This is a genomic window from Paenibacillus koleovorans NBRC 103111 (assembly GCF_004000845.1).
GTDB lineage: Bacteria > Bacillota > Bacilli > Paenibacillales > NBRC-103111 > Paenibacillus_AA > Paenibacillus_AA koleovorans.
Map to the genome: position 1 here is coordinate 1 of NZ_BIMA01000237.1, position 1,828 is coordinate 1,828.

Consider the following 1,828-nt stretch of genomic DNA (forward strand, 5'->3'; position numbering starts at 1 on the left):
TTTTTTAGGGGTAAACAAGCCGTTAAACAGAGGTAGCGATGGTTCCAAACGGAAAACCATCGCGGAGACAAGAGGATTCGATTAGCCGAGATACACCGATTCGTCCAAGCCGAGACTGGTCAACACGCGCTTCTCCTCTTTGGTCGAGGGACGGACGAATTGTCGGGTACGGGTGCCATCTGGCATACGAAACACGATGATCTTGCGGTACTTGAAGATTTGGAAGATGGCGGCGGCCGTGGGCTTACGCAAGATGCGGCCACCTGAGCCGTGCATCGGGTTTTGCTCGGTAATGTGCTGTCGAATGCGTCGCTGAAACACGCGGTAGACGGTGAGCGCCAACAAGAACAAGTACCCCAGCACCTTCACACGCTCCGGCTTCTTCAGATAGATTTCATCGGTGTATACCGGGTCCTTCAAAAAGGAGAAATTCATTTCAATGTGAATCTGCCCTTTATACATGCCGAGCAGCTTGCTTCCGTCCATCGTTTCCCCTCGCCACTCGGATGGTATAGTGGTGGCCAACACAAAGCGGGATGCCCGTCGGCGCGCTTCCTGAAACCGCGCTTCGTCCGGCGTGATGGTAGCCTGTACACGTAGACCGTATCGACTGGGGGAACCTCGCCTTGCTTCGGACGTCCGCGTTTTTTGCGAACGCGTTCCTGCGGGCAAACGGTCACGTCCACCTGATGAAACCGGGACGATTGCTCCTCCCGGAAGGCTTCGGCGGCTTGTTCCGCATCCGTCCGGCAATGAAACGGCGTTTGGGCGGCTTTCTTGACGGCTTGCGTCAGCCGATCGCATTCCGCCTCCCGTTCGCGGGTTAACGTGTTTTCCTTTTTCTTGTCCAGCGCGCTGGACTCGACCACGATCAGGCGGAGTGCATGGCTCTCATGCTCGGCTTCCGCAGCGAACCAGCGGTATGTAGCGCCATCCTTGGACGAGACGAACGACACCGGCTCGGACCACGATGCTTCCGCTGCATCGGCAGACGTCAGCGCCGCTTTGACGATCTTCAGTTGGTTCGGCGCACGGGTCAGGAGGTAGGCGTTCGCGCGTTGGGCGGCATCGAGGGTCGACTTGCTCATCGCCGCCGAATCGGCGACGTAGACAAAATCCTTCAGCTTCACGGCGGCGCACTGCGCGTGAAGTTTCTCCAGGACGTCCGGATTCCAGGTTTTGTCGGAGGTGTTCCCGTCGTGTACATCGCCGTAGAGGGGAATCCCGTCGGCGTTGCCGATCAACCCGAACTGGATTTGCTTGGTGCCTCGCCGATCCCGGCTATAGCCTTCGACAATCTGCAACGCCTGGCTCGGTTTCGTGTACGCGCCGTAGACGGACATACTCGTCGTGTCGCCATGAAATACGTTCATCGGGATGCGCTCGTGTTGGTACACGTGCAATTGGAACGTCGAGTAGACCTGGTGGATGTCCGCTTCATGCAACCGGTCCAGGTGGCGACCGAGTGCGTCGTCATTAAACCATGATGCCTGCAAGCCAGGACGGAGCAGTTGATCCAGATCCTGCTCTGCAGCCCATTTGTCCACATTCATCAACGCATTTCGGCCGCTCAGCATGTCGAGCACTAGCAATTGGACCGCTTCGCCAGCGGTCGTCTGGCACTGCCGGTCCACCGGTACGAGCTCATCGATTTTTCGACGCAGCCCCAGATCGTTCATGAGACCGCTGAGTAACGGCAGATAACCGACTTCATAGAAATTTTCGACTTGCATGTTCCTCATCCGCTCCCGACCCGACTCTCGATTCTATGACTCTAGCATACACCAAAATTCGCCATTTTCAGAGTCATAGGGGTGCGGAATGTGAG

The 1,828-nt window shown here is 56.9% G+C and carries 1 pseudogene; it reads right to left on the reverse strand.

The annotated features are described in order from the left end of the window. Positions 1 to 81 precede the first annotated feature (81 nt). A pseudogene (locus tag PKO02S_RS31935) lies at positions 82 to 1,733 on the reverse strand (IS1634 family transposase). Positions 1,734 to 1,828: the final 95 nt, after the last annotated feature.